General features: G+C 76.4%; 17 protein-coding genes. 7 read left to right on the top strand and 10 right to left on the bottom strand.

What is annotated here, in order from left to right:
• Positions 1-28: 28 nt before the first annotated feature.
• From ACFQ8C_RS26460 to ACFQ8C_RS26445, 4 genes are all read right to left on the bottom strand, one after another.
• Entirely contained in the window at positions 29-970 is a 942-nt protein-coding gene (locus ACFQ8C_RS26460) for a hypothetical protein (protein WP_383461962.1), read from the bottom strand.
• Positions 967-2,016 (bottom strand): hypothetical protein, encoded by a 1,050-nt coding sequence (locus ACFQ8C_RS26455; protein ID WP_383461960.1) that lies wholly within the window; start codon positions 2,014-2,016, stop codon positions 967-969. Before ACFQ8C_RS26455 ends, ACFQ8C_RS26460 begins: the two co-directional genes overlap by 4 nt.
• Complete coding sequence (locus ACFQ8C_RS26450) at positions 2,013-3,542, bottom strand: hypothetical protein (protein WP_383461958.1); 1,530 nt, start codon at positions 3,540-3,542, stop codon at positions 2,013-2,015. Before ACFQ8C_RS26450 ends, ACFQ8C_RS26455 begins: the two co-directional genes overlap by 4 nt.
• Positions 3,543-3,670: 128 nt before the next feature.
• On the bottom strand, positions 3,671-4,393 hold the full coding sequence (locus ACFQ8C_RS26445; protein ID WP_383461956.1) for a GntR family transcriptional regulator: 723 nt from the start codon (positions 4,391-4,393) through the stop codon (positions 3,671-3,673).
• A gap of 295 nt (positions 4,394-4,688) precedes the next feature.
• Here ACFQ8C_RS26445 and ACFQ8C_RS26440 point away from each other — a divergent pair, with 295 nt between their 5' ends.
• The 5 genes from ACFQ8C_RS26440 to ACFQ8C_RS26420 all read left to right on the top strand — a co-directional run bounded on the left by ACFQ8C_RS26440 (position 4,689) and on the right by ACFQ8C_RS26420 (position 9,203).
• Positions 4,689-5,969, top strand: coding sequence for an MFS transporter (locus ACFQ8C_RS26440; protein ID WP_383461954.1), 1,281 nt, complete (start codon positions 4,689-4,691; stop codon positions 5,967-5,969).
• Positions 5,966-6,832 carry a putative hydro-lyase gene (locus ACFQ8C_RS26435; RefSeq protein WP_383461952.1) on the top strand — a complete coding sequence of 289 codons (867 nt, stop codon included), beginning with the start codon at positions 5,966-5,968 and terminating at the stop codon, positions 6,830-6,832. Before ACFQ8C_RS26440 ends, ACFQ8C_RS26435 begins: the two co-directional genes overlap by 4 nt.
• Before the next feature lie 108 nt (positions 6,833-6,940).
• On the top strand, positions 6,941-7,705 hold the full coding sequence (locus tag ACFQ8C_RS26430; RefSeq protein WP_383461950.1) for a LamB/YcsF family protein: 765 nt from the start codon (positions 6,941-6,943) through the stop codon (positions 7,703-7,705).
• A gap of 11 nt (positions 7,706-7,716) precedes the next feature.
• Complete coding sequence (locus ACFQ8C_RS26425; RefSeq protein ID WP_383461948.1) at positions 7,717-8,343, top strand: allophanate hydrolase subunit 1; 627 nt, start codon at positions 7,717-7,719, stop codon at positions 8,341-8,343.
• Entirely contained in the window at positions 8,340-9,203 is an 864-nt protein-coding gene (locus ACFQ8C_RS26420) for a biotin-dependent carboxyltransferase family protein (RefSeq protein ID WP_383461946.1), read from the top strand. Before ACFQ8C_RS26425 ends, ACFQ8C_RS26420 begins: the two co-directional genes overlap by 4 nt.
• Here ACFQ8C_RS26420 and ACFQ8C_RS26415 read toward each other — a convergent pair.
• From ACFQ8C_RS26415 to ACFQ8C_RS26390, 6 genes are all read right to left on the bottom strand, one after another.
• Positions 9,190-12,816: a hydantoinase B/oxoprolinase family protein gene (locus ACFQ8C_RS26415; RefSeq protein ID WP_383461944.1), complete on the bottom strand. Its 3,627-nt coding sequence runs from the start codon at positions 12,814-12,816 to the stop codon at positions 9,190-9,192. The genes ACFQ8C_RS26420 and ACFQ8C_RS26415 overlap by 14 nt on opposite strands.
• The gene (locus ACFQ8C_RS26410) at positions 12,813-13,781 is read right to left on the bottom strand and encodes an SGNH/GDSL hydrolase family protein (protein ID WP_383461943.1); all 969 of its coding nucleotides are present in this window, start codon (positions 13,779-13,781) and stop codon (positions 12,813-12,815) included. Before ACFQ8C_RS26410 ends, ACFQ8C_RS26415 begins: the two co-directional genes overlap by 4 nt.
• Positions 13,778-14,992, bottom strand: coding sequence for a glycosyltransferase (locus tag ACFQ8C_RS26405; RefSeq protein ID WP_383461974.1), 1,215 nt, complete (start codon positions 14,990-14,992; stop codon positions 13,778-13,780). Before ACFQ8C_RS26405 ends, ACFQ8C_RS26410 begins: the two co-directional genes overlap by 4 nt.
• A 71-nt stretch (positions 14,993-15,063) precedes the next feature.
• Complete coding sequence (locus ACFQ8C_RS26400; protein WP_383461941.1) at positions 15,064-16,185, bottom strand: glycosyltransferase family 4 protein; 1,122 nt, start codon at positions 16,183-16,185, stop codon at positions 15,064-15,066.
• A 298-nt stretch (positions 16,186-16,483) separates the two neighbouring features.
• Positions 16,484-17,977, bottom strand: coding sequence for a HEAT repeat domain-containing protein (locus tag ACFQ8C_RS26395; RefSeq protein WP_383461939.1), 1,494 nt, complete (start codon positions 17,975-17,977; stop codon positions 16,484-16,486).
• Positions 17,978-18,251: 274 nt separating this feature from the next.
• Positions 18,252-18,644 (bottom strand): ankyrin repeat domain-containing protein, encoded by a 393-nt coding sequence (locus tag ACFQ8C_RS26390; protein ID WP_383461937.1) that lies wholly within the window; start codon positions 18,642-18,644, stop codon positions 18,252-18,254.
• 359 nt (positions 18,645-19,003) lie between these two features.
• Between ACFQ8C_RS26390 and ACFQ8C_RS26385 the strand changes: the two genes are divergently transcribed.
• Together ACFQ8C_RS26385 and ACFQ8C_RS26380 are read left to right on the top strand one after the other, a co-directional pair.
• Positions 19,004-19,198 carry a hypothetical protein gene (locus tag ACFQ8C_RS26385; RefSeq protein ID WP_030493667.1) on the top strand — a complete coding sequence of 65 codons (195 nt, stop codon included), beginning with the start codon at positions 19,004-19,006 and terminating at the stop codon, positions 19,196-19,198.
• Between the two features lie 37 nt (positions 19,199-19,235).
• Positions 19,236-20,825 carry a hypothetical protein gene (locus ACFQ8C_RS26380; protein ID WP_383461935.1) on the top strand — a complete coding sequence of 530 codons (1,590 nt, stop codon included), beginning with the start codon at positions 19,236-19,238 and terminating at the stop codon, positions 20,823-20,825.
• Positions 20,826-20,864 lie beyond the last annotated feature (39 nt).

Below are 20,864 nucleotides of genomic sequence, written 5' to 3'. Positions count from 1 at the left end.
GCGGTGTCGCGGGACGGGTGCGGCGGGGTTACGCGTGGAAGGGGAGGCCCGCGTCGGCGGCGAGGTCCAGGTCGTCGCCCTCGGGCGGCGGGACGAGGGTGGCGGTGCCGTCGCTGACGGGGACGATCCCGAGGTCCAGCAGTTCGGTCAGCGCGGCGGAACCGGCCATGTCGCGGACCTGGAGCTGGTAGCGGGCGGTGGTGCGGTAGGAGCCGCCGTTCTCGTCGCCGGTGCGCTGGAGGAAACCGGAGTCGGTGAGGAAGGCGACGGCCTTGGCGACGATGCCGGTGGTGGAACCCGCGAGGCGGCGGGCGTCCTTGGTGGCACCGGTGGTGGAGCGGCGGGACCAGACACGCCAGGCGGCCTCCAGGCCGGGGGCGTCGGTGGCGGGGTCGGTGTTCTCGCCCTGCTCCTCGGCGCGCTCCTCCAGCCGCAGACAGGCCTGGCGGACGAAGGAGTCGACGCCGTTGACGGTGAGGCGGCCGATGTACGCGTCGTCGGCGAGGTCCTCGGGGCGCGGGAAGGCCATCGCGGCGACGGCGAGGTGGGCCAGGCCGTGCAGGAAGCGGTCGGCGGAGTCGGTGTTGGCGCGGCGGGCGTAGTCGCCCATGCGGACGGCGAAGACGGAGTCCTCGCCGGCGGTGACGGCCATGCCGGCGCGCGGGGAGACCTCCAGGACGATCAGGCCGAGGCCGGTCGCGACGGCGTCGGCGAGCCGCGCGAAGGCCGGGTCCTCCTGGTAGCGGCGGAGCAGCTCGGCGTACTCGGCGTCCCGGGCGGGGAGCAGCTTGGGCTGGAGCCCGAAGGAGACGAGCCGCGCGGCGTCGGCGGCGTCGGCGGGGGTGACGGCGGCGGGCACGGAAGCGGTCGTGGAGGCGGGTGTGGAGGCCGGGGGCCGGGGGGACTCCTGCTCGCTCCACGCGTCCGCGTACTCGGTGTACTCGGGGTGCTGGACGGCGTTGTCGCTCACGGCTGGGGCTCCTCGGTGCGGCTCTCGTTCGGTACGGCGGTGGTGCCGGCGGCCCTCGGCAGGGGCAGTGGCACGGGGGTGACGGCGGCGGGCGGCACGGCGGGCCCGCTCGCCGGGGGAGGCGGCTCCCCCGGGCCCGTGAGCCGCACGGCGCGCACGCTCGGCAGGTCCCGGCGCCGGGCGGCGCCCCGGGGCGCCTCGGGCAGCGAGACGACGGCGAAGCGGGGACGGGTGCCGGGTGTGGCCTCGGTCCCGGGGGTGGCGTCGGTCCCCGGGGTGGCCTCGGTGCCGGGGGCGGAGCCGGTTCCCGGGGTCGGCGCGGGCACGGGCGTCGGGGCACGAGGGGTGGTGGGCGCGGAAGGCGCGTCCACGAAGGGGGGCAGGAGGCGGGGGCCGAGGGACGAGGCGAGGGCGGCGGGGCCGGTGCGCGCGTCCGTTTCGCGGCGCTCGGCGGGCGCGGCAGCCTCGGCGGGCGCGGTGGCCTCGGCAGGCGCGGCAGGCGTGGCGGGCTCTGTGAGCTCGGCGGGCTGGATGGGCTCGGCGGGCTCTATGAGCTCGCTCCGGTTCGTCGGGGAGGCCGGGGCGGCCTGAGCGGGCTTGGCGAGGGCTTCGGGCCGCTCGGTGGGCTCGGCCGGGGCGGTCGGGTCTGCCAAGGCGGTCGGGTCCGTCAGGGTGGTCGGGGCCGTCAGGTCTGCCAGGGCGGTCGGGTCCGTCGGGGCGGTGGCGGGCTCGACGAGGTCGGCCGGGGGTGCCGTCGGCTCCGTGACGGTCGCTGCCGCCTCGACGGGTGCCTCCGCCGCGACGGATGCCGCCGGCTCGGTCGCGTTCGCGCTCACGAGCGGCTCCGCAGGCTGCGGGGCGGGCTCCACGGGGGCCGCCGGGGCCGCCACGGGTACGGACGGCGTCGGCTCCGCCTCGGTCACCGGGGTCTCCGGCGCGGTCGGCTTCGGGAGCCACGCGCGGGTGGCGCGTGCGAGGAGGCGGGGCCGCCGGGGGGATCGGCCGGTGTCGGGCGCGGGCGGGGTGGGGTCGGAGACGTGCGTCACGTCGCCTCCGAGCGGTCGGCTGCCATGCCGACGGCGTCGAGGAGCGCCGTGCCGACGATGAGGTCCGCGCCGCCGAAGCCGGGGTCGTCGAGCGGGGTGCCGTCGTCGACGGCGAAGAGCAGGCGCTCCTCGCCCTGGCGGTAGGCGGTGCCGACCGGCGGGCTGGCCGCGTGGACGGCGAGCAGGGCCACCAGATAGGCGAGGTCCTCGCCGCCGGTGGCGCGGGCGTCGGCGAGCAGCCCCGAGAGCCTGCGCGGGGCGTCGTGCTCCAGGTCCAGCAGGGCGAGCGCGTCCGCGAGCTGGCGCTCGCTGAAGCGGGAGTCGTCGGGGGTGGCGATCAGGTCGGGCTCGGGCATCTCCGCGCCGAGGTGCTCGCGCTCGACGGGCGGGGTGAGCAGCAGGTCCACGAGGTCGCCGAGGCGCACCGAGGCGGGGGTCCGCAGGCCGGTGCCGCGCGCGAAGAAGGCGTCGGTGACCCGGGTGGCCCGCTCGACGGGGAGCGGCAGCACGGGCGCGACGAGCTGCCCGTACAGGTCCAGCCCGGTGTACCGGGTGGGGGCGGCGAAGGACTGGCGGTCCTGCTCGGCGCGGAAGAGCGGGCCGGCCTCCAGGAGCCGGGACTGGAGCTGGGTGTGGCGGCGGATGCAATCCTTGACGATGTCGACCAGCTCCGCGGCCCGGCGCTTGTGCTCGGGGTCCTCGGCCTCGTCACGGGCCTTGCGGATGTTGGTGAGGATCGCGTTCTCGTGGCGGTAGCGGTCGGCGACGTGGTCGAGCGCCTCGGCGATCATGTCGGGGACGCTGTTGAGCCAGTCCACCGCCCGCACGTTCCGCCGGGTGGCCTCCAGGGTCCTGCGGAGGGTCTCGGCGTACTGGACGGTGCGGTAGCGGGCCTGTTCGGCGGCGAGCTGGGCGTCGGCGAGGCGGCCCCGGCTGATGAGGACCTCCAGCTTCACCTCGGCGGCGATCTGGGCGCTGGTGACGTCGGTGTCGAGGGCGCCGACCAGCACGTTGACGGCCTCGTCGGTGGTCCGGAGGCAGACCGTGCCGCCGTACCCCGGGACCTCCTCGATGAGCTTGAAGTCGTAGTCCCGGCGGACGTACACGCCGTCGGTGCCGAAGGTGCCGTAGACGGCGCGGAAGCCGCGGTCGACGCTGCCGACGTTGATCAGGTTCTCCAGCACCCAGCGGGCCACGCGCTCGTGCTCGGCGGCGGGGCGGCCCGGGGCCTGGGCGGCGACGCGGGGCAGCAGCCGGGCGACGACCTGGTCGTGGTCGGCGCCGGTGTCGAAGTCCATGTGGAGGGTGACGAGGTCGATCGCGGCGAGGGCGACCTCGGCCATCGCGTAGACCGTGTACTCGCCCGCGAGGTTGGCCTTGCGCGCGTCGAGGTCGTGCAGCGGTGCCGTGCAGGCGAGCGCGCGCAGGCGCCGCGCGAGCCCTTCGTCGGCGGCCGGCCCCTGCGCGGGGCGCGGCCCCGCGCTGAGCTGGGGCGGAGCGAGGTCCGTCGAGGCAGGCGAAGTCACGGTGCACAGAGTAGGTCCTCGCACTGACATGGGTCGAAACGGCGCAGAAACCACCGCCCCCGCCCCGCCCGGGGCGGTACCCTCCTCGTCCTCTCCCGTCCGGTCGCCCGTTCCTTCGCCCCGTCCCGCTACGCCTCGGCCGGTTCGTCCACGGCCCTGGCGTACGCGGCCGCCACGCGGCCGATGGAGTCGTCGAGGTAGCGGGCCAGGAGGCGTTCGGCGACGGCCCGGTCCCCCGCCCGCAGGGCCTCCAGGATCTCCTTGTTCCGGACGAGGTAGGGCTCGTGGAGGGCCCGGGGGTCGTCCACCACGTGGAAGGCGAGCCGGAGTTCGGCGAGGACACCGCGCATGAGCTCGTCGGTGCGGGCGCTGCCGGCGAGGGCGACGAGTTCGCGGTGGAAGTGGATGTTGGCGGTGGAGACCTCGCGCCAGTCGCCGGTCCGCGCGGCGGCCTCGCCCTCGGCGACGGCGGCGGCGAGGCCGGCCACCGGGAAGGGCGGTTCGCCGAGGCTCCGTACGACGGCGCATTCGACGAGCCGGCGGGTGCGGTAGATGTCCTCGACGTCGTCCACGGCGAGGACGCGGACGAAGACCCCGCGGTTCAGCTCGTGGACGAGGAGCCGTTCGTGGGTGAGGAGCCGGAAGGCCTCGCGCAGGGTGTTGCGGGACACCCCGAGGGCGCCGCCGATGCTCTCCTCGGAGAGCCGGGTGCCGGGCGGGAAGAAACCCTCGGCGATGCGGGTGCGCAGGATGTCCGCGACCCGTTCCGCCGTGCTGGTGCGCCCGAGCAGCGCACGGTCGTCCGCCAGTCCCCCGGTCGTCCCGGTCGCCCCGGTGCCGCTCGCGTCCACGGTCCCCCTTCCTGCCGGGGCGGTCGGCCCCGTCGTCGTCCGGCCGCCGAGTCAATCGCAGAAACGGATCCGGGACAACATCCCTCTTGTCGGATCGTTGAACAATCCCCTACGGTGACGCCACCGCACCGGGTCACCGCCGGGACACCCTCCGGTACGCACCGGCCCCGGCGGATCCCGCACGCCCCGCACGCCTCCACAAGCTCCGCACGCCCCGCAAGCTCCGCACGTCCCCGCAAGCCCGCACGGCCTCACGTACGTCTCTCAGGCACGCCTCCCCGACTGCGAGGTGCAGATGAGCACGACACAGACCCGGCAGCACTCCGAGGACGACCGGCCCGACACGTCGGGCGCCTTCGGCTGGCTGCGCGCCCTCGGCCCGCGCGGACGGCGCGCCTTCGGCGGCGCTTTCGGCGGCTACGCCCTCGACTCCTACGACTTCTTCACCCTCCCCCTGTCGATGGTGGCGATCGCCGCCTCCTTCGGCCTCGACAAGGGCCAGACCGGACTGCTCACCACGGTGACCCTGGTGGTCTCCGCGGTCGGCGGCGCGCTCGCCGGCGTCCTCGCGGACCGGGTGGGCCGCGTCAAGGCCCTCATGATCACGGTGATCACCTACGCGCTCTTCACCGTGCTCTGCGGTTTCGCGCCGAACTACGAGACCCTGCTGGTCTTCCGCGCGCTCCAGGGCCTCGGCTTCGGCGGCGAGTGGGCGGTCGGGGCGATCCTCGTCGCCGAGTACGCCTCCGCCAAGCACCGGGGCCGTACGCTCGGCGCCGTGCAGTCGGCGTGGGCGGCCGGCTGGGCGCTCGCCGTCGTCGTCTACACCCTGGTCTTCCAGTTCTTCGACGCGGACCAGGCCTGGCGGATCCTGTTCTGGACCGGCGCCCTGCCCGCGCTGCTCGTCCTCTGGGTGCGGCGGCACGTCGAGGACGCCCCCCAGGCCGCCGCCGCGCGCGTGGCGAGCCCGGAGCGGGGTTCCCTGCGGGCGGTGTTCCGGCCCGACCTGCTGCGCACCACGCTCTTCGCGATCCTGCTCTCCACGGGCGTGCAGGGCGGCTACTACACGCTCGCCACCTGGGTGCCGACCTTCCTCAAGACCGAGCGCGGGCTGACCGTCGTCGGCACCGGCGGCTATCTGACGCTGCTGATCTCCGGCGCCTTCATCGGCTACCTGACGGGGGGCCATCTGACGGACCGGCTCGGCCGCAAGCGGAACATCGCGCTCTTCGCCGTCCTGTCGGCGGCGTCGGTACTCGCGTACACCCAGATCCCGGCGGGCTCGAACACCCTCCTCCTGGTGCTCGGCTTCCCGCTCGGCTTCTGCATGTCGGCCATCTTCAGCGGCTTCGGCTCCTTCCTCGCCGAGCTGTACCCGACGCCGGTGCGGGGCACCGGCCAGGGGCTCACGTACAACACCGGCCGCGCGATCGGAGCGGTCTTCCCCACCCTGGTCGGCTTCCTCTCCGGGAGCTGGGGCGTCGGCGGCGCGCTGGTCTTCGGCGCGGTGGGGTACGGGATCGCGGTCCTCGCGCTGCTCGGCCTGCCGGAGACGCGCGGGAAGGAGCTCGGGTGAACGGCGCCGACCTGCCGGGGACGGCCGTCCCCGGCCGCCGGACAGCGGTCCCGGAGCCGTGGGCGGCGGTCCCGGAGCCGCGGACGGCCGTCCCGGGTCCGCGCGAGGCACGCGCGCGTGCGCGGGCCGGGACGGCGGGCCCCACGGCCGGCTGGGCGCCCGGCCACGCCCAGGCCAACCTCGTCGCGGTGCCCGCCGACTGGGCCTACGACGTCCTCCTCTTCTGCACCCGCAACCCCAAGCCGTGTCCGGTCCTCGACGTCACCGACGCCGGCTCCTGGACGACCCGGCTGGCGCCCGGCGCGGACCTGCGCACCGACGTCCCGGGCTACCGGGTGTGGGAGGACGGACGGCTGGCGGCGGAACCGGCGGACGCCACGCCGTACTGGCGGGACGACCTGGTCTCCTTCCTCATCGGGTGCAGCTTCACCTTCGAGGGGGCGCTCGCCGCGGCGGGCGTGCCGCTGCGCCACGTCGCACAGGGCCGGAACGTGTCGATGTACGTGACGGACCGGGCCTGCCGCCCGGCGGGGCGGCTGCACGGGCCGATGGTGGTGTCGATGCGGCCGGTCCCGGCGCGGCTCGTGCCGGTGGCGCGGCGGATCAGCGGGCTGCTGCCGGCGGTCCACGGGGCGCCCGTGCACGCGGGCGATCCGGCGGCGCTCGGGATCCGCGACCTGGACCGGCCGGACTTCGGGGACCCGGTGGTGGCGGAGCCGGGGGACGTGCCGGTCTTCTGGGCCTGCGGGGTCACCCCGCAGGCCGCCGTGACGGCCTCGCGCCCACCGTTCGCGATCACCCACGCGCCGGGGCGGATGTTCGTCACCGACGTCCGGGACGAGGAGTACCGGATCGCCTTCTGAGCAGAACACCTCCGCACGCGCGCGTACCGCCACGGCGGGACAGCACCAGAGCACCACGGCTCCACAGCACCACGGCACCACAGCACCGATGAAAGGAACAGCACCATCATGAGCGGGGTCTCGATCGACCTGAACGCCGATCTCGGGGAGGGCTTCGGCCGCTGGACGCTGACCGACGACGAGCGGCTGCTCTCCGTCGTCACCAGCGCCAACGTGGCCTGCGGCTTCCACGCGGGGGACGCGGTCACCATGCGGCGGGTGTGCGAGCTCGCCGCCGAGCGGGGGGTACGGATCGGGGCCCAGGTGTCCTACCGGGACCTGGCCGGTTTCGGGCGGCGCGCGATGGACGTGCCGCCGGCGGAGCTGGCCGCCGAGGTGGCGTACCAGATCGGTGCCCTGGAGGTCTTCGCCCGCGCGGCCGGTTCCCGGGTGGCGTACGTGAAACCGCACGGGGCGCTCTACAACCGGGTGGTGCGGGACGCGGAGCAGGCGGCGGCCGTCGTCGACGGGGTGCTGCTCGCGGGCGGCGCGCTGCCCGTCCTCGGGCTGCCCGGTTCGCGGCTGCACGAGGCGGCGGAGCGGGCGGGGCTGCCGGTGGTCGCCGAGGCCTTCGGCGACCGCGCCTACCGGGCCGACGGTTCCCTGCTGCCACGGGGGCAGGAGGGGGCCGTCGTGCACGATCCGGACGCGGTGGTCGAGCGGTCGGTGGCGCTGGTCCGCGCGGGCACGGTCACCGCGCACTGCGGGACGGCCGTGGTCGTGCGGGCGCGTTCGCTCTGTCTGCACGGGGACACCCCGGGCGCGGTGGAGCTGGCCCGGCGGGTCCGGGCGGGCCTGGAGTCGGCCGGGGTCACCGTGGGGGCCTTCGCGTGAGGGTGCTGCGGGTGGGCGAGCACGCCCTCCTGGTCGAACTGGCCGACGGGACGGCCGCCGAGGCCTTCCACGCGGAGCTGCTGCGGCGCCGGGCGGCCGGGGCGCTGCCCGACGTACGGGAGGTCGTCCCGGCGGCGCGGACGGTGCTGCTCGACGGGGTGGCCGAGCCGGCGCGGCTCGCGGCCGAGCTGCCCGGCTGGGAGCTCCGGCCGGGGCACGCGCGCGTGGGCGAGGTCGTGGAGGTCCCGGTCCGGTACGACGGGCCGGACCTGGCGGAGGTGGCCGCCCGGTGGGGGGTGTCGTCCGCCGAGGCGGTACGGATCCACTCGTCGGCCGAGTTCCGGGTCGCGTTCTGCGGTTTCGCGCCCGGCTTCGGCTATCTGACGGGGCTCGGCGCGGGGTACGAGGTGCCGCGCCGGGCGACGCCCCGGACGGCGGTGCCGGCCGGCGCGGTGGCGCTGGCGGGGCCGTACACGGGGGTGTACCCGCGCTCCTCGCCGGGTGGCTGGCAGCTGATCGGGACGACGGACGTGGTCCTGTGGGACACCGGGCGGGAGCCGGCGGCGCTGCTCTCCCCCGGCACGCGCGTGCGGTTCGTCCCCTCGGACGTCCGGTCCGGGGCGGGGGCCGGCCGATGAACGACCGTGCCGTCGCCGTGGTCAGGGCCGGCGCCCTGACCACCGTGCAGGACCTGGGGCGGCCGGGCTTCGCGCACCTGGGCGTGCCCCGGTCCGGTGCCCTCGACCCGGCCGCCGCCCGGCTGGCGAACCGGCTGGTCGGCAACGACGAGGGCGCCGCCGTCCTGGAGACCACCGTCAACGGCTGCGCGCTGCGGCCCCGGAGCGCGGTGACCGTCGTCGTGGGCGGCGCGCCCTGCCCGGTCCTGGCGGACGGCCGGCCGCTGCCCTGGGGCACGGCGGCACGGGTCCCGGCCGGCGCGCTCCTTGAGGTCGGCCCGGCGGTGCGCGGGCTGCGCTCGTACGTGGCGTTCGGCGGCGGTATCGCCGTCGATCCGGTGCTCGGCAGCCGCTCCACCGACCTGCTGTCCGGGCTGGGCCCGGCACCGCTGGCCGACGGGGCGGTGCTGCCGCTGGGGGCGGCCACGGCCGTACGGGGGTCGGTCGACGCTCCCCCCTGGCCGGGCCCGCCGGACGAACTCGTCCTGCGGGTCCGGCTCGGGCCCCGCGACGACTGGTTCACCGCCGCCACGCTCCGGGACCTCACCACGCGCGCGTACCTGGTGTCCCCGGCGAGCAACCGGATCGGGCTGCGGCTCGACGGGCCTTCCCTGGCGCGGGCCCGCCCCGGGGAGCTGCCCAGCGAGGGCATGGTCCTGGGGGCGGTGCAGGTGCCGCCCGACGGACGGCCCGTGGTCTTCCTCGCCGACCATCCGACGACCGGCGGCTATCCGGTGGTGGCGGTGGTGCGGGAGGCGGACCTGGGGGCGGCCGCCCAGGCCGTGCCGGGGACGCCGGTCCGCTTCGTCACGGCCCCGTAGGGCCGCCGGGCGCCGCGTCGTCGTCCGGCGGCGTGCCGTAGCCCCCGCCGCCGGGGGTGCGTACGACCAGCACGTCGCCGGGGCCGACCTCGGTGGTCGCCGCGCCGCCGAGGTGCTCCACGCTGCCGTCGGCGCGCTCCACGAGGTTCTCGCCGAGCGCGCCCGGAGCGCCGCCCGCCATGCCGTACGGGGCCACCCGCCGGTGTCCGGTGAGCAGGGCGACCGTCATCGGCGCCAGGAACCGCAGCCGTCGCTCCACCCCGGCGCCGCCGTGCCACCGGCCCCGGCCGCCGCTGCCCTCGCGCACGGCGAAGGCGTCGAGGCGGACGGGATGGCGCCACTCCAGGATCTCGGGGTCGGTGAGGCGGGAGTTGGTCATGTGGGTCTGGACGGCGTCGGCGCCGTCGAAGCCGTCGCCCGCGCCGGAGCCGCTGGCGAGGGTCTCGTAGTACTGGACGCGGTCGTCTCCGAAGGTGAGGTTGTTCATGGTGCCGGAGCCCTCGGCCTGGACGCCGAGGGCGGCGTAGAGGGCGCCGGTGACGGCCTGGGAGGTCTCGACGTTCCCGGCGACGGTGGCGGCCGGGGGGGCGGGGGCGAGCATGGAGCCGGGCGGGACGCGGATCTCCAGGGGCTCCAGGCAGCCGCTGTTGAGCGGGATGGACTCGTCGACGAGGGTGCGGAAGACGTACAGGACGGCGGCCATGACCACGGCGGTGGGGGCGTTGGCGTTGCCGGGGAGCTGGGGTGAGGTGCCGGTGAAGTCCAGGACGGCGGAGCGCCGTTCGCGGTCGACGCGGACGGCGACGCGGATCACGGCGCCGGAGTCGGTCTCGTACCGGTGGGCGCCGTCCTCCAGGCGGGCGATGATCCTGCGCACGGACTCCTCGGCGTTGGCCCGTACGTGGCCCATGTAGGCCCGGACGGCGTCGAGGCCGAACTCCGCCACGGCCTTGCGGAGTTCCTCGATGCCCTTCTCGTTGGCGGCGATCTGGGCGCGCAGGTCGGCGAGGTTGGTGTCGGGGTCGCGGGAGGGGTGGGGGGCGCCGGTGAGCAGGGCGCGGGTCTCGGCCTCGCGGAGCCTCCCGCCGCGGACGAGGAGCCAGTTGTCGAAGCGGACGCCCTCCTCGTCGATGGTGCGGCTGAAGGCGGGCATGGAGCCGGGGGTGATGCCGCCGATCTCGGCGTGGTGGCCCCGGGAGGCGACGAGGAAGCGGAGCTCGTGCCCCGCGTCGTCGAAGACGGGGGTGACGACGGTGACGTCGGGCAGGTGGGTGCCGCCGTGGTAGGGGTCGTTGACGGCGTAGACGTCGCCGGGGCGCAGGTCGCCGGCCCGGCGGCGCAGGACCTCCTTGATGGACTCGCCCATGGAGCCGAGGTGGACGGGGATGTGGGGGGCGTTGGCGACGAGGTTGCCGTCGGCGTCGAAGAGGGCGCAGGAGAAGTCGAGCCGTTCCTTGATGTTGACGGAGTGGGCGGTGTTCTCCAGGCGGACGCCCATCTGTTCGGCGATGGCCATGAAGAGGTTGTGGAAGACCTCCAGGAGGACCGGGTCGACGTCGGTGCCGGCGGCGGTGCGGGCGGGTCGCGGGGCGGCCCGGGTGAGCAGGAGGTGGCCGGAGGGTCCGGCGGTCGCGCGCCAGCCGGGGTCGACGACGGTGGTGGCGTCGTCCTCGGCGAGGATCGCGGGCCCGTCGACGGTGTCCCCGGGGCGCAGGTCCTCGCGGCGGTGGAGCGGGGTGTCGGAGGCGGTGGCGCCGTCGTGGGTGCGGACGGTGGCGCGGGGGACGAGCGGACCGGTGCGGGCGCCGGCGGGGACGTGGACGGGGCCGTGGGGCCCCGCGGTGCCGACGGCCTCTACGGTGACGGCCTCCACGACGAGCGGCTTGTCCATGGTGAAGGCGTAGCGGGCGCGGTGGTCCGCGGTGAAGGCGGCGGCCATGGCGTCGTCGGGACCGAGGTCCACCGGGAGGCTCGCGTCGGTGCCGGCGTACCGGAGCAGTACGCGCGCGTGGGTGGTGATCGCGGTGTCGGGGAGGCCGTCGGCGCGGAGCTCCGCCCGGGTGCGGTCGGCGAGTTCGGCCGCGACGTCCGCCACGCGCGCGTGGGTGCCGGGTGCGTCGAGCGGGGCCTCGACGGACCGCTCGCGCAGCGCGGTGGCGTCGGCGAGCCCGATGCCGTAGGCGGAGAGGACGCCGGCGAGCGGGGGGACGAGGACGGTGTCGACGCCGAGGGCGTCGGCGACGGCGCAGGCGTGCTGGCCGCCGGCGCCGCCGAAGCAGGTGAGGGCGTAGCGGGTGACGTCGTGGCCGCGCTGGACGGAGATCTTCTTGACGGCGTTGGCCATGTCGAGGACGGCGATCCGCAGGAAGCCGGCGGCGACCTCCTCGGGGGTTCGGCCGCCGCCGACCTCCTCGGCGAGGGCCGTGAACCGCTCGCGGACGGCCTCGGCGTCCAGGGGCCGGTCGCCGTCCGGGCCGAAGACGGCCGGGAAGTGGTCGGGCTGGATCCGGCCGAGCATCACCTGGGCATCGGTGACGGTGAGCGGGCCGCCGCGCCGGTAGCAGGCGGGGCCGGGGACGGCGCCGGCCGAGTCGGGTCCGACGCGGTAGCGGCGCCCGTCGTAGTGGAGGACGGAGCCGCCGCCGGCGGCGACGGTGTGGATGCTCATCATGGGTGCCCGCATCCGCACCCCGGCGACCTGTGAACCGAGTTCACGCTCGAAAGCGCCGGCGTAGTGCGACACGTCCGTGGACGTGCCGCCCATGTCGAAGCCGATGACGCGGTCGTGCCCGGCCTGGGCGGAGGTGCGGGCCATGCCGACGACGCCGCCCGCCGGGCCGGAGAGGACGGCGTCCTTGCCCCGGAAGTGGGCGGCCTCCCGCAGCCCGCCGTTGGACTGCATGAACATCAGGCGGATCCCGGCGAGTTCGGCGGCGACCTCGTCGACGTAGCGGCGCAGCACCGGTGAGAGGTAGGCGTCGACGACGGTGGTGTCGCCGCGCGGGATCAGTTTGATCAGCGGGCTGACCTCGTGCGAGCAGCTGACCTGGGTGAAACCGGCGGCCCTGGCGGCGGCCGCGACGCGCTGTTCGTGCTCCGGGTGGCGGTAGCCGTGCATGAGGACGACGGCGGCGGAGCGCAGGCCCTCGCGGTGGGCGTCGGCGAGCGCCGCGGCGACGGCGGGCTCGTCGAGGGGGCGGACGACCGTGCCGTGGGCGTCCACCCGCTCCGGGACCTCGGCCACGCGCGCGTACACGGCCTCGGGGAGCACGATGTGCCGGTCGAAGAGCCGGGGCCGGTTCTGGTAGGCGATCCGCAGGGCGTCGCGGAAGCCCTCGGTGATGAGCAGCAGGGTCGGTTCGCCGCGCCGCTCCAGGAGGGCGTTGGTGGCGACGGTGGTGCCCATCTTGACGACGGCGACCTGGTCGGCGGGGACGGGTTCGTCCGGGGCGAGGCCCATGAGGAGCCGGATCCCGGCCACGGCGGCGTCCTGCCGGCGGGCCGGGTCGTGGGAGAGGACCTTGCGGGTCACGAGGCGCCCGTCGGGCCTCCGCCCCACGACGTCGGTGAAGGTGCCGCCCCGGTCGATCCAGAACTCCCAGCGCCCGCTCATTCCCCCATTGTCGCCGCGAGGACCTCGGCGAGGGCGGCCCCGGCGCGCGCGTCGAGCGGTCCGCCGCCGTCGTGCCCGTCGTGCCCGTCGTGCCCTCCATGGACGCCGTGGACGCCGTGGACGAGCTCCTCCCCGGCGAGCAGCAGCAGCTGCGGCAGCAGGTCCCGGCTGCGGCGCAGCACCCAGCCGGTGCCCGCGGTGGCGAGCCAGAGGGCGGTCTCGGCGCGGCTGGGCGGCGGCTCGGACGCCTCCGGGGCGGGCGCGGGCCCCCGGGCGAGCCCCCGCTCCGTCAGGAGCCGGTGGAAGGCCCCGGCGACCGCGCGGTGGCCGCGCTCGCCGGGGTGGAGCCGGTCGGCGCTCCACAGCGTCCTGTCGTCGGTCCAGGCCGGGTCGGCGAGATGGAGGTGGACGGCACCGTGCCGGGCGGACAGCGCGTGCACCACCGCGTTCACGGACCGCCCGCGCCGGGCGAGGGGCCGGGCCAGCGGCCCGGGCAGGCCGAGCATCCGCCCGGGGTCGGGGAGACAGGCCGTCAGGAGTACGGCTCCGGACGCGTCGAGCGCCGCGAGGACCCGGTCGAGGCGGCGGGCGAACAGCTTGATGTCGAAGGTGTGCCGCAGGGTGTCGTTGACGCCCACCACGACGGAGGCGAGGTGCGGTCGGAGGGCCGTCGCGCACGGCGCCTGCTTCTCGGCGACGTCCGCGCCGAGCGCGCCGCTGACGGCGAGGTTCACGTACTCGACCCGCTGTCCCGGTCCGGCGAGACCGCCGGCCAGCAGCTCCGCCCACCCCCGCCATACCCCGTCCGCCCGGTCCCCGACCCCCTCGCTGAACGAGTCCCCGAGCACGACGAACCGCACCGGCGCGGCCTCCTCGGGGACGGCGGCGGAACCGGGCGGGCCGGGGTCCCGGGCCGGGACGCGGACCTCCCGGGCCATGACGTGGGTCTCCTCGACCGGTCTCATCCGCCGACCTCCTGCCGGGGCGTGGGCGGCGGTCCGGGAACCGGGACCGCCGGAGGCGGGGCGGACGGGAGCCGGAGGCCGGACGTCCGGACGGGGGCGTCGGCGGCCTCGTGGGCCCGGAGGAAGGCGGCGACCGAACGGTCCCAGGAGAAGCGCTCCGCACGCGCGCGTGCGGCGGCCCGGCGCCCGGCCTCGGGCAGGGCGAGCAGGCTCCGGGCCGCGGCGGCGAAGGCGGCGGGGGCGTCGGCGGCCGCGGCACCGGCCGTGCCGACGACCTCCGGGAGGGCGGAGGAGGCGCTGACGACTGCGGGCGTGCCGCAGGCCAGGGCCTCCAGGGCGGAGAGCCCGAAGGTCTCGGCGGGGCCGGGGGCCAGGCAGAGGTCGGCGGCGGCCTGGAGGTCGGCGAGCTCGTCCCGGTCGGCCACGTGGCCGAGGAAACGCACCGGCAGGCCGCGCTCCCGGGCCCGCCGCTCCAGTCCGTACCGCAGCGGCCCGTCGCCCGCGACCACCAGTCGGGCCGGCACGCCGGCGTCGAGCAGACCGGCGAGCGCCTCCACCGCCGTGGAGGGCCGTTTCTCCACGGAGAGGCGGGAGCAGAGCACCAGCAGGACCTCGGCGCCCTCCGCGTACCGGGCCCGCACGGCGGGGTCGCGGCGGCCGGGCCGGCAGTGCTCCAGGTCGACGCCGAGCGGAGCGCGTACGACGTTGCGGGCGCCGAGACGGACGAACTCGTCCTCCGCCCAGGCCGTGGTGCACACGATCCGGCCGTACGCCCAGGCGGTGCGGCGGTTGAGCCGGTCCGCCGCGCGGGCGGCGAGCGGCCCGGGGAGCCCCCAGGCGCGCAGGACGCCGTCGGCGGTCTCGTGGGAGACCATCACGGACGGAACGCGGGCACGCCGGGCCCACTCCCCGGTCCAGCGCAGGCTGGTGCGGTCGGACACCTCGATCCGGTCCGGGGCGAGCCGGTCGAGGAGCTCGGCGAGCCGGCGCCGGTCGGCGAGGACCCGGTAGCCGCCGGTGCCCGGGAGTTCGGGCCCCGGCAGGGTGATCACCCGGCCCTGTTCGGCCGGTTCGTCGGAGGCCGTGGCGCCGGGGACGAGCAGGACGGGCTCGTGCCCCGCCGCGCGGTACCCCCGGCCGAGCCGGTCGAGCGCGGTCCGCAGCCCGCCCGAGGTGGGGGTGACGAAGTTCGCGAGCCGCACGATCCGCAGCCCGTCGCGGCCGTACGAGGCGGGGTACGCGCGCGCCCGCGCGGGGGCGGCCGTCGCGTGGGTCCGCCCGTTCACGCGGCCACCGCCGTCCGCTCCCGCAGGACCTCCAGGTAGTGGCCGACGAGTTCGTCGCCGAGGGCCTCCCAGGTGCGTCCCTCCACCTCGGCGCGCCCCGCCCGGCCGTAGGCGGCGCGCAGGGCGGGCGCGGCGGCGAGGGCGGTGACGGCCTCGCGGAGGGCGAGGGGGTCCCCCGGGGGCACCAGGAGGCCGGTGCGGCGGTGGGCGACGAGGTCGAGGGGGCCGCCGGCGGCCGGGGCGATCACCGGCAGTCCGCTGGCCATGGCCTCCTGGACCGTCTGGCAGAAGGTCTCGTACGGGCCGGTGTGGGCGAAGACGTCGAGCGAGGCGAAGATCCGGGCGAGGTCGGCGCCGGTGCGGCGGCCGAGGAAGCGGGCGTTCGGGAGGCGTGCGCGCAGGCCGGCGCCGCTGGGTCCGTCGCCGACGACGACGAGCCGGACGCCGGGCAGCCCGTCCGTGGCGGCGAGGAGCTCCACGCGCTTCTCGGGGGCGAGCCGGCCGACGTACCCGACGAGGAGTTCGCCGTCGGGGGCGAGGGCCCGGCGCAGCTCGGGGTCGCGGTGGTCGGGCCGGAAGCGGGTGGTGTCGACGCCCCGGCCCCAGATCCGTATCCGCTCGATGCCATGGGCCTCCAGGTCGCGGAGGGCGGCCCTGGAGGGGGCGAGGGTGCGGTCGGCGGCGCCGTGGACGGCGCGGAGCCGGCGCCAGGCGGTGCCCTCGCCGGTGCCGACGTAGGTGCGGGCGTAGCCGGCGAGGTCGGTCTGGTACACGGCCACGGTGGGCACCCGGAGTCGGGTGGCGGCGGCCATGGCGCGGACGCCGAGGACGAAGGGGCCGGCCAGGTGGACGAGGTCGGCGCGGTGGGCGGCGATGGCGGCGGCGACGCGGCGGCTGGGGAGGGCGACCCGTACCTGGGCGTAGCCGGGCAGGGGCAGGGAGGGGACGCGGACCACGGGGCACGGCGCGTCGGCGTCGGCGGCGGGGTCGGGGACGGCCGGGGCGATGACGAGGGGCTGGTGGCCCCTGCGGACGAGGTGGCGCGCGGTCTGCAGGGCGCAGTGCGCCACACCGTTGACGTCGGGGGGAAAGGATTCGGTGACGATGACGACACGCATACGGGTGTTCTCGTCGCGCTCGACGTTTCCCCGCCGACGTGGATCTGGACGCCGGGGGAACGTCCCGTGAGCTTTTCCCGCCCGGCCCGCACGGCACCGCTCCGGCACCCGGCGTCCGGGCCGCTCGGGCCGGGCGGACGAAGGCCTTACGCGCCGGGTGCCGCCCGGGCCGGGCGGACGAGGGCTTCCGGCCGCCGTGCCGCGGGCCGGGGTGTCCGGCCGGTCCCGGGGCGGGGCCACGCTCGGCGGGGTGCCGCCGGGGGCCGCGCCGCCCCGGGCGGGGCGTGGCGGGGTCGACTCAGACCTGGAGGTCCGGGCCGATGCGGTTGCGGACCGCCGTCTGGACCTCGACCTCCTCGGCCGGGTCGGCGGCGAGGCGGCGCAATCGCTCGGCCACGCGCGCGTCGGCCGTCTCCGCGTGCTGGGCCGCGATCTCGCGGGTGGTCTCCTCGCAGTCCCAGAGGCACTCGACGGCGAAGCCGCTGGCGAAGGAGGGGTCGGTGGCCGCGAGCGCGCGGGCCGTGCGGCCGCGCAGCTGGGAGGAGGCCGTCTCCCGGTAGACGTGGCGCAGCACGGGCGCCGCGCAGGCGATGCCGAGGCGGCCGACGCCGTCGACGAGGACGCCGAGGGCGGCCGTGTCGGGGCCTCCGGCGCGGATGGCGGTGCGGAGGGCGCCGAGGACGAGCCCGGCGTCCCGCTCCTCGCCGCGCGCGGCGAGGGTCTCCCCGGCGGCGGCGCCGAGCGGGTCGGTGCGGTGGATCCAGGCACGGGCGCGGGCGACCGCGTCCTCGCCGCACATGCGCAGGTAGGCGGAGACGGCGGCCCGCGCGGCGGCCAGCGCGTCGCGGTCGACGGCTCCGGGCACGTCGCCGTAGGGATCGCCGTGGACGGAGCCGGGGGCCGGGGCGTCCAGCGGGTGGACGCCGTCGGCCGCGGCCTCGACGAGGTCGAGGACCGCGGGGTCCCGGGTGGCGGCCAGGTGGTGCAGGGCGGCGGCACGCGCGCCGGGGGCGCCGCCGCGGCCGGCGGCCAGCAGCTCGGGGCGGTCCTCGGGTCCGGCCACGGCGGCCAGGCAGCGGGCCGCGGGTCCGGCGAGGTCGGCGCCGCGCTCGTACCCCTCCTGGGCCCAGTCGAGGACGGCGCGGACGCTCCAGCCGGGGCGGGGCCCGGTGGGGCGCAGCTGCCGCTGCCAGCGGTCGAAGGAGCCGTGTTCCTGGGCGGCGCGGACCCGGGCACCGACGGCGTCGCGCTGGTCCTCGGCCCACAGCCGCCAGGGTCGGGGCTCGAAGGCGTCGCGGACGGTGCCGGCGAGTTCGGTGTCGCCGGCCTCGTCCTGGGGGAAGCGGGCGAGGACGGGCTCGGCGAGCGAGCGCAGTCCTGCGTCGTCGTCGCGGAGGGCGAGCTCGTCGAGGGCCCAGCTCCAGTTGGCGCCGGTGGCCGCGTAACGCCGGAGGAGGAGCAGGGCGTCGTGCCGGCCGTAGGAGGCCAGGTGGCCGAGGACGGCGAGGGCGAGCCCGGTGCGGTGCTCCTCGGTGTCGAGGTGGTCCTCGGGCGCGAAGAGGTGCGCCTCGATGGTCTCCAGGCCTCCGTGGAGGTCGAGGTAGAGCCGGGCGTAGTAGAGGGAGCGGTTCTCGACCCGCCAGTCGTGGCGCGGGTCGGCGAGCACGCAGTGGTCGAGGGCCGCGAGGGCCTCGGCGCGTGGCGCGGCGAGGGCGTGCAGGGTGCCGTCGCCGCGGCCCCTCTGCAGCAGGCCGAGCAGGGTGCCGCTCGGCGCTATGGCTGGTTCGAACATGGGAAGACGCCTCACATCAAGCTGTCGTCACGACGGGGTGGACCGGGGTGAGCCGGGTCGGGCGCTGGGCCCGTCCGCGCGGAGCCCGCCCTAGTAGGCCGTGGGACAACATGTCGGGCCGTCCGTCGTACGTCGCTTGTGCGCGCTGCTCATCTTCCTCTGCCTCTCGTCCGTGGCCCGGTCGGACGGCCGGGCTTGTCGTCATGATGACCGACCGTCTCCACGGCCGCGACCACATTTACGGCACCGTTCCCACCTGGGGTTCAGGCCTCGTTCACCGGGTGGTGAAGAGCTCCAGGAGTTCGGTCTTCCCGAACATGCGGGCGGTGTCCACGGCGGACGGAGTGCCGGACTCCGGATTCGCGCCGCCGGCGAGGAGGGCGCGGATCACGGCGTCCTCGCCCTTGAAGACGGCTCCGGCGAGCGGGGTCTGGCCGCGGTCGTTGGCGCGGTCGGCGTCGGCGCCGCGCTCCAGGAGGGCGGTGACCGCGGCGGCGTGGCCGTGGTACGCGGCGAGCATGACGAGGGAGTCGCCCCGGTCGTTGGTGAGGTTCGCGGGGACGCCCGCGTCGACGTAGGCGGCGAGGGCCGCGGCGTCGCCGGTGCGCGCCAGGTCGAAGACCTTCGACGCCAGCTCGACGACCTCGGGGTCCGGGGTCTCGCTCATCTTCACAACCGCCTTCCGTGCTCCGCCTGCGTACCGCGCGCGTGCCGCCCGGTACCGCCTGCCCTTGACCTGCGCACGGCAAGCGCGGCCGTACGAGTGAATCGACAGGGTACTGCCCGCGCGGTGACATGACCGCGTCCGGCCGAGGCAAGGATCACGGCGTCCCCCACCCGTGACCGGCGCCCCTCGGGACCCCCCTACCCCACTTCGGCGGTTTCGCCACCCGGGACGGCCATCACCGTCCGCCGGTCAAGTGAAAACACCCGCTATTCACCCGAATGCACCTTTAGTCACATAGATACTTGCCGTGAACCTGGAAGGACTCCTCGTGACTGTCCCCTCAACCAGGAGAACACCCAATGATCCTGTCCATCTCAGGCGTGGTCCTGCTCGGCATCATCTGCTTCCTGTTCTTCAAGAAGGACGGCCTCAAGGCCTCGCACGCCCTCGTCTGCGCGCTCTTCGGCTTCTATCTGGCGGGCACCGCCATCGCACCGAGCATCACCGCGGGCGGCCAGAGCCTGGCCGGCCTGCTGGGCGGAATCAAGTTCTGACGCCACTCACCCCCTTCCACCCTTCCAGGAGTACGACGTGTCCCGGCGACCACTCCCCCGCATTCTGAGCAACGGCGGCGCGCAGCTCGCGCGCGGCCGAGAGATCGCGCGGTCGGCCGCCGACAGCGCCACCGACGTGCTCCACCCGCTGATCACGGTCTCCCGTGGTCTGCGGAAGCTGGCCGCGACCGCGCGCGCCAAGTGGGCCGCGACCCCCAAGGAACGGCGCGGTCCCACGCTGTTCCTGGTCGCGGCCTGCGTCCTGGTCGTCGCCCTCGTGCCGTACGGGCCGCTCCTCGCGCTCGTCACGCTCATGGGCGCCGCCGCGTGGAAGGGGCGTGAGAAACCGGTCGTGAAGACCGGCCCCGACGAGGCGGAGGTGGCCCGGCTCAAGGGTCTCTACGAGGCCCTGGTCCCGTACTTCTCCGTCCCCGAGGACCCCGACCCGCTCTTCGCCCACGGCGGCGACTGGAGCCGGGCCTTCGGCGACCACGCCTTCGACGACAGCGGCCGCCTGACGCGGCTGCGGATCTCCTACCCGCCGTACTTCACGGACGGCGAGGCCACCTCCCGCGCCCGGATCGAGCAGCTGCTCCACGCCAAGTCGGGGCGCGGCCGCGAGTACCTCTTCGACTGGGACGAGGAGGGCAACCGGCTCGTCATGCACGTGCTGCCCGCCCTCCCGACCACCATCGCCGCCCAGCGGTTCGTCACCGCTCCGGGCGAGACCGTGCTCGGCTTCACCGACGCCGACGCCGTGCAGCGGACCGTCCCGGTCGTCTCGGCGGACGGCTCCGAGGACGCCCCGGCCGTCGTCTGGCGCACCGGCCCCCGCTCCACCGAGCCGCACCTGCTCGCCGTCGGCCAGCCCGGCAGCGGCACGACCTCCCTGCTGCGCTCCCTCGCGCTCCAGGCCCTCGCCCACGGCGACGTGCTGGTCGTGGACGGGGCGGGTGCCGGCGAGTACGCCTGCCTGGTCGGCCGCGACGGCGTCCTCGGCGTCGAGAGCGAGCTGTCCGGTGCCCTGGAGAGCCTGGAGTGGGCCTCCCACGAGACCGAGCGGCGGCTGATCTCCGCCAACCGCGCCCGGCAGGCCGGCCGGCCGGCCCCGGCGGACACCCGCCGCCCGCTGTGGATCCTGCTCGACCGCCCCGGCGCGCTCGGACACCTGGCCGCCGCCGAGGGCCGTCCCGACCCCCAGGAGCTGCTCCAGGTGCCGCTGCGGCACGGCCGGGCGGCCCAGGTGACGGTGGTGGTGGCGGAGCAGTTCGACACGGCCGACGCGCTCCACGAGGGGGTACGCGCGCACACCCGCGCCCGCGTGGTGCTCGGCCCCGCCTCCTCCGAGCAGATCACCGCGGTGCTCGGCGCCGCGCCGCACACCACGCCGACCCCGCAGGTCCCGCCGGGCCGCGGCTACGCCCGCCTCGGCACCGGCCCGGTCCTCCGCGTCCAGGTGCCGGCCACGCCCGACCCGTACGACGACGCCGTCGGCGACACCGACCGGCAGGCCGTCCTCGACCTGCTGCCGGAGCGGCGGGCGGCGGCCACGGTGGCCCTGGAGAAGGTCCCGGAGGCGGCCGCCGGCCCCGTCTCCCTGCACGCCCCGGTCCCGGCGGAGGGCTGACCCGCCCGGACACCCACGCGGCGAAGGCCGGTACGGATC

Source organism: Streptomyces sp. NPDC056503 (assembly GCF_042794995.1).
GTDB lineage: Bacteria > Actinomycetota > Actinomycetes > Streptomycetales > Streptomycetaceae > Streptomyces.
Note: the sequence above shows the minus strand (reverse complement) of the source record. Positions and strands in the feature narration are given on the sequence as shown.